Here is a 5871-nt window from a genome sequence, read left to right as displayed (position 1 = left end):
GGGACGTTTAAGGACTACTATCCCGCCTCGTATGTGACCTAGGCCCTGTGGGGCGGGTCACCGCCACAAGGACCGGATCTCACCCTCCGTGCCTGCTCGTACCCCTCTCGGAGGAAGGCGAGGCGGCTCCACGGCCCCCGGATCGAAGGTCGCAGGCCGGTGAAGGCTGTCGTTCACGCGGTCCGGGCCGCAGGGCCCGGTGGCGGAGCCGGGTGGCGGAGCGGGTGGTCCGTTCGGCGTGTCCGTCGTGCACGGCCGGGGAAGCCCCGGACCGCTGCCTAGCGTGGCCCCATGAGCACCCGCACGACACTGCCCATCGCCGGGTACGGCATCCGGTTCGCCCGGTCCTCCGAGTCCGGGGCGGTCGCCGCCCTGCTGGCCCGCGCCTTCTCCGACGACCCCGTCATGGCGTGGATGATCCCCGCCCCGGCCGACCGGGAACGCCGGATCGCCCGCTACTTCGAGCTCGCCCAGCGCCAGGTACGACCCCGCGCGGGCGGGGTCCGGGTCGCCGCGACAGGCGACGGGCGGTTGCTGGCGGCCGCGTTGTGGTCGGGGCCCGGGCGCTGGAAGACCTCCGCGCCGGGAGAGCTGGCGGCACTCCCCCAGTACGTACGCGTCTTCGGTCTCCGTGGGATGTCGCGGGCCGGTGAGGTCCAGAACCTCATGCACGGCGCCCATCCGGACGCTCCCCACTGGTACCTGCCGTCCGTGGGAACGGACCCGGGCCTCCAGGGGGCGGGGGTCGGATCGGCACTGCTGCGTCAGCAGTTGACCGACTGCGACAGGCTCGGGCTACCCGCCTACCTGGAGTCGAGCAAGGCCGCCAACGTCCCCTTCTACGAACGGCTCGGCTTCCGCGTCACCTCCGAACTCAGCCTCCCGCAGGGCGGGCCCACCCTCTGGCCCATGTGGCGCGAACCCTCACCGGGGGAGGCGCATGGGCCCGTCGAGCTCGGGTAGTCGCGCCTACCAGACGTCCTGACGGACGACCCGCACCTGCGGGTGCGGGCTGCTGACGACACGGAAGGAGTGCGCATGTCGCACGTCGAGGAGCACGTCGAGGTCAACGTCCCCGTACGCACGGCCTACAACCAGTGGACGCAGTTCGAGGACTTCCCCGCCTTCATGGAGGGGGTCGAACGGATCGTCCAGCGCACGGACACGCTCACCCACTGGGTGACGAACGTGAACGGTGTGCAGCGCGAGTTCGACGCCCAGATCACCGAACAGCTCCCGGACCGGCGTGTCGCGTGGATGACGGTCGACGGTGAGGCCCGCCAGGCCGGGCTCGTCACCTTCCAGCCGATCGACGCGACCACCACGAAGGTCGTCCTGCACATGAACTGGGCACCGGACGGCCTGGCCGAGGCGGCCGCCGACAAGCTCGGCTTCGTCAAGCGTCAGGTGGCGGGTGACCTGAAACGGTTCAAGCTCTTCATCGAATCGCGTGGGGTCGCGACGGGTGCCTGGCGCGGCGAGATCTGAGCGGGATGGGACTCCGGGCGGCGCACGGGGGCACCGCCGCCGCGTGCCCGGGAGCCCGTACCGCCTCGCGGGGCGGCCGGGCCGGGGAACGGATGGCCACTGCGGCCATGGCCCGGTGACGCACCGTCTGATCCCGGGTCGGGAGGCGGCACCGGCGGGCCGGGGCGGCCGGGGCGCTGGATCAAGCCACGGTTCCGTCACCCGACCGGTCCAACAGGTCCTAGAGTGTGCGCGTGACCGAGCAGAAACCCGAACTCATCGCCGGCCGGTACCAACTGGTCGAACCCATCGGCCAGGGGGGCATGGGCCGGGTCTGGCGAGGCCTCGACCAGCAGCTCTTCGGACGCGAGGTCGCCGTCAAGGAGATCCTCTTCCCGGCGGGAATGGACGACGGCGACCGTGCGACGCTGCTCAGGCGTTTCACTGGTGAGGCCCGCGCGGCGGTCACTCTCAGCCATCCCGGGATCATCACCATCCACGACGTGGTCGAGCACAACGGCTCCCCCGTCATCGTCATGGAGTTCATCCGGGGGGAGTCCCTCGCCGCGGCCATCCGCCGGCAGGGCCGGCTGCCCGCGCGGCGCGTGGCGGAGATAGGGGCCGCTCTGCTCGGCGCGCTCACCGAAGCGCACGGCGCACGGATCATCCACCGTGACATCAAGCCGGACAACGTGCTCCTGACCAAGGACCGCGTCGTCCTCACCGACTTCGGCATCGCCCACCTCGCGGACGCCACGACCAAGCTCAGCCGGAGCGGAACCGTCATCGGCACCCCGCACTACATGCCCCCGGAGCAGCTGGAGGGCAAGCACCCGACCCCCGCGAACGACTTGTGGGCCCTTGGCGCCACCCTCTACCACGCCATCGAGGGACGCCCGCCGTTCGAGGCCGACGGGCTCCACGCCCTTGCCGTGGCCGTCTTCACCCGCCCCCACCGGCCGCCGGTCCACGCCGGCCCGCTGGCACCCGTACTGGACGCGCTCCTCACGAAGGACCCGGCGCGACGCGTCGGCGCGGCCGAGGCCACGGAGCTGCTGGCGGCCGCGCTGCGGTCGGACCGGTCCGGGGCGGACACGGTCTCGGAGGCCGTCCCGCGCGAGCCGGAGGCGCCGCCCGTCCCGCAGACGCCACCCGTCCCGGAGACGGCGCCCGTCTCGGAGGCGGTGACCGAGCACGCCCCGACCCCGACGCCGACCGAGCGGGAATCGGAACCCGCTTCACCGCTGCCGACGCCCACGGCCGAGGAACCGGCGCACACGCCCGGCACCCTTCCTCGGCCCGTGCCGGAGCGGCCGACCACCCCGCCCGTCGCCGTCCCTCCGGCCGAGGACGTGATCTCGCTCGGCTGGGGCGACCAGCAGGGGCGGGAGGAGGGGGCTTCCGCCCGTCGGCGCGTCCTGACACGGCGCGCGGCCGTTCTGGGGGTGGCCATGGTCACGCTCGCGGCCGGCTCCGTCCTGACCTGGAAGTTGACCCGTGACACCTCGCACGGCGGCGGGGGTACCGGCGGCGGCTCCACGTCCTCGACCGTCACGGTGGTCATCGGGCTGGACGCGCCGCTCAGCGGCGGGCTGTCGGCCATGGGCGTCGGCATGAAGAACTCCGCCGACCTGGCGGCCACGACCTCCAACCGCACCGGGCACGTACCCGGTGTGACCTTCGAGATCAAAGCGCTGGACGACGAGGCCGCCCCCGCCAAGGGCGGGCCCAACGCCGCTCGGTTCATCGACGACGCGAAGGTGCTCGGTGTGGTGGGGCCGCTCACCTCGTCGGTCGCCAAGACCATGGCGGAGCCGCTCGGACGGGCGAACCTCGTCAACGTGTCACCGGCCAACACCGACCCCGTGCTGACGCTGGGCCCCGACTGGGCCAAGGGCTCCAAGTCCCGCCCGTACGACACCTACTTCCGAACCGTCGCCACGGACGTCGACCAGGGCCCGTTCGCCGCCCGGTACCTCCACGGCGAGGCCGGGAAGAGGAAGCTCTACGTCATCGGCGACGGCAGCGCCTACGGCACCGGCCTCGCTTCCGGAGTCGGGGCCGCGTTCGCGAAGCTCGGCGGGACCGTCGTGGGTACGGACCAGATCGACCCCGCGCAAGGCGACTTCTCCTACCTGGCCGCCCAGATCCGGTCCTCCGGCGCCGACGCCGTGTACTTCGGCGGCTACTACGACGCCGCCGCGCCGCTCTCCCGGCAGCTCAAGGAGGCGGGCGTGACCATCCCCCTGATGGGCGGCGACGGCATCTTCGACCAGCAGTTCCTGACGACGAACACGAAGGCCGAGGGTGACCTCGCCACGGGCATCGGCGTCCCTGCCGAGGACCTGAAGAACGGACCGGACTTCCTCACGCGGTACCAGGAGGCGGGCTACCCGGAGGCGGCCGGTTCCTACGGTCCTTACGCGTACGACGCCACCTGGGCCGTCATCGAGGCCGTGAAGGCCGTGGTGGAGGCCAACGGCGGAGCCCTCCCCGCGGACGCCCGGGCGAAGATGCCGCAGGCCGTGTCGCGGCTGGCCTTCGACGGCGTCACCGGGCGCGTGGCCTTCGACGCGTACGGCGACACGGTCAACCGTCAGCTGACGGTGTACGCGGTGAAGGGCGGGAGCTGGACCACCGTGAAGAGCGGGCCCGCTGCCCCTTGATCCGTCCCGGGCGGGCCGACGATCCGTCCCGGAAGGGCCGCTGATCCGTCCCGGACCGGCCGCCCGATCCGTCCCGGACGAGACCGCGCCGACGGGTGGCGCCGTGGCTCCCCCCTCGGCAGCCACGGCGCCCGTTCACGTGCCGCGTGCCCTACAGCCGCTGCCAGAGCGCCGGGACCACCGGCGGCTCCCAGCCCGTCTGGGCCTGGTGCCCCTGGATGCAGCGGTAGCTCGCGCCGCCGTACGTGACGGTGGCGCCGGCGGCGTAGACGGAGCCGGCCTTCCAGGTGCCGCCGGGCTCGGGGTCACCGGGGCCGGGGCCGGGGCCCGGGTCAGTTCCCGTGACCTTGAGGGTCAGGCCGTAGGCGGACAGGATCGGGTTCAGCGGCTGGAAGAAGGTGGTCCCGCCGCTGGAGCAGTTGCCGGAGCCTCCCGAGGTCACGCCCTGGGCCTGGCTGCCGGAGATGTAGGAGCCGCCGGAGTCACCGGGCTCGGCGCAGACGGTGGTCCGGGTGACTCCGGAGATGGTGCCCTCGGGGTACGTGACGCTGGTGTTGTGCTGCTGGATAGTCCCGCAGTGCCAGCCCGTGGTGGAGCCGGAGCGGCACACCGAGGCCCCGACGGGTTGCAGTACCGAGCCGGTGACCTGCACGTTCGCCCCGCCGCTGCCCTTGACGTACGGGGTGGAGGTCCAGTTGGCGTTCGCCGCCACCCAGGCCATGTCGTTCCCGGGGAATACGGACGCCTGGAAGGAGCCCTGGGCGACCTGGTTGAACCCGCTGGTGGTGGTGCCGGCCCGCCCGCAGTGCCCGGCGGTGGCGAAGCCGTTCACCGTGCCCTTGGTGATCGGGAAGCCCACCGAGCAGCGGCCGCTGCCGTTCATGTAGTACGCGTCCCCGCCGCGCAGGTCGTACAGCGGGCGCGGGGCCTCGGCGGTGCGGACCACCGTGACCAGTGCCGCGTCGGTCCCGGTGGCCGCCAGCAGGGCGGCCGCCGCCCCGGGCCGGGTCTCCTCCACGACCAGGGTGTTGCCGCGCGGGTCGACGTAGCGGACCGGGGTCCCGGCGGTGGCGGCCCGGTCCAGCGCGGCCTTCGCGGTGTCCAGGTCGGCCAGGGAGCGGCCGACCAGCTTCGCCCGGGCCCCGGTGGCCCGTATCGAGGCGGTGTCGGCGGCCCGGGTGGTGGCCACGGTCAGCGTCCCCGCGTCGGCGCCGTCGAGCCAGGCTCCGGCGAAGGCCGCGCCGAGCCGGGCCTGCAGCCGGGCGGCGGTGGCCCCGGCCTCGGCCTCGTGGGCCAGGCGGGCCTCGGCCTGTGTGGGGGTCAGGCCGAGGTCGCGCCGCAGGGCGGCGAGCAGCTCGGGAGGAGCGTCGGCGGTGCGCAGCGTGGCGGAGGCGGACTTCTGCGGGCGCGCGGTGTCGGTGGAGTCCGCGGGGGCGGCGGCGGCAACGGCGCCGGTGGCGGCGAGCAGCAGCCCGGCGGCCAGGGCGGTACACGCCGCGCGGGCGTGTCGCTTGAGCATGGGGGATCTCCTCGGTTCGGTGGGGGTCAGCGACACCGTAGGAATCCGAACGCTCCCGCGGGAGCTGCCGGTCGGCCCCTCCCCCGGTGTTATGGCCGTGCGACGCGCCCCGCCCCGCCCGAGTCCTAGGTCGTCTCTTTCGGATCTTGTCGGCCGAGTCCGCGGCGTCTGGTGCCGTGCCTGGGCGTGCTGTCGGGGCGCTCGCGTACTGGGCGTACG

The 5871-nt window shown here is 73.3% G+C and carries 4 protein-coding genes; 3 read left to right on the top strand and 1 reads right to left on the bottom strand.

Annotation, left to right across the window (positions count from 1 at the left end):
* The first annotated feature begins 291 nt into the window (after window positions 1-291).
* From ACFYYB_RS42065 to ACFYYB_RS42055, 3 genes are all read left to right on the top strand, one after another.
* Window positions 292-963, top strand: coding sequence for a GNAT family N-acetyltransferase (locus ACFYYB_RS42065; RefSeq protein ID WP_389444018.1), 672 nt, complete (start codon window positions 292-294; stop codon window positions 961-963).
* A gap of 75 nt (window positions 964-1038) precedes the next feature.
* Window positions 1039-1488 (top strand): SRPBCC family protein, encoded by a 450-nt coding sequence (locus ACFYYB_RS42060; protein WP_389444016.1) that lies wholly within the window; start codon window positions 1039-1041, stop codon window positions 1486-1488.
* 233 nt (window positions 1489-1721) lie between these two features.
* Entirely contained in the window at window positions 1722-4133 is a 2412-nt protein-coding gene (locus ACFYYB_RS42055; protein WP_389444014.1) for an ABC transporter substrate-binding protein, read from the top strand.
* Window positions 4134-4284: 151 nt separating this feature from the next.
* Here the strand turns inward: ACFYYB_RS42055 and ACFYYB_RS42050 are convergent, their stop codons facing one another.
* On the bottom strand, window positions 4285-5652 hold the full coding sequence (locus ACFYYB_RS42050) for a carbohydrate-binding protein (RefSeq protein WP_389444012.1): 1368 nt from the start codon (window positions 5650-5652) through the stop codon (window positions 4285-4287).
* Window positions 5653-5871: the final 219 nt, after the last annotated feature.

It is taken from the genome of Streptomyces sp. NPDC002886 (assembly GCF_042888445.1).
GTDB lineage: Bacteria > Actinomycetota > Actinomycetes > Streptomycetales > Streptomycetaceae > Streptomyces.
Note: the sequence above shows the minus strand (reverse complement) of the source record. Positions and strands in the feature narration are given on the sequence as shown.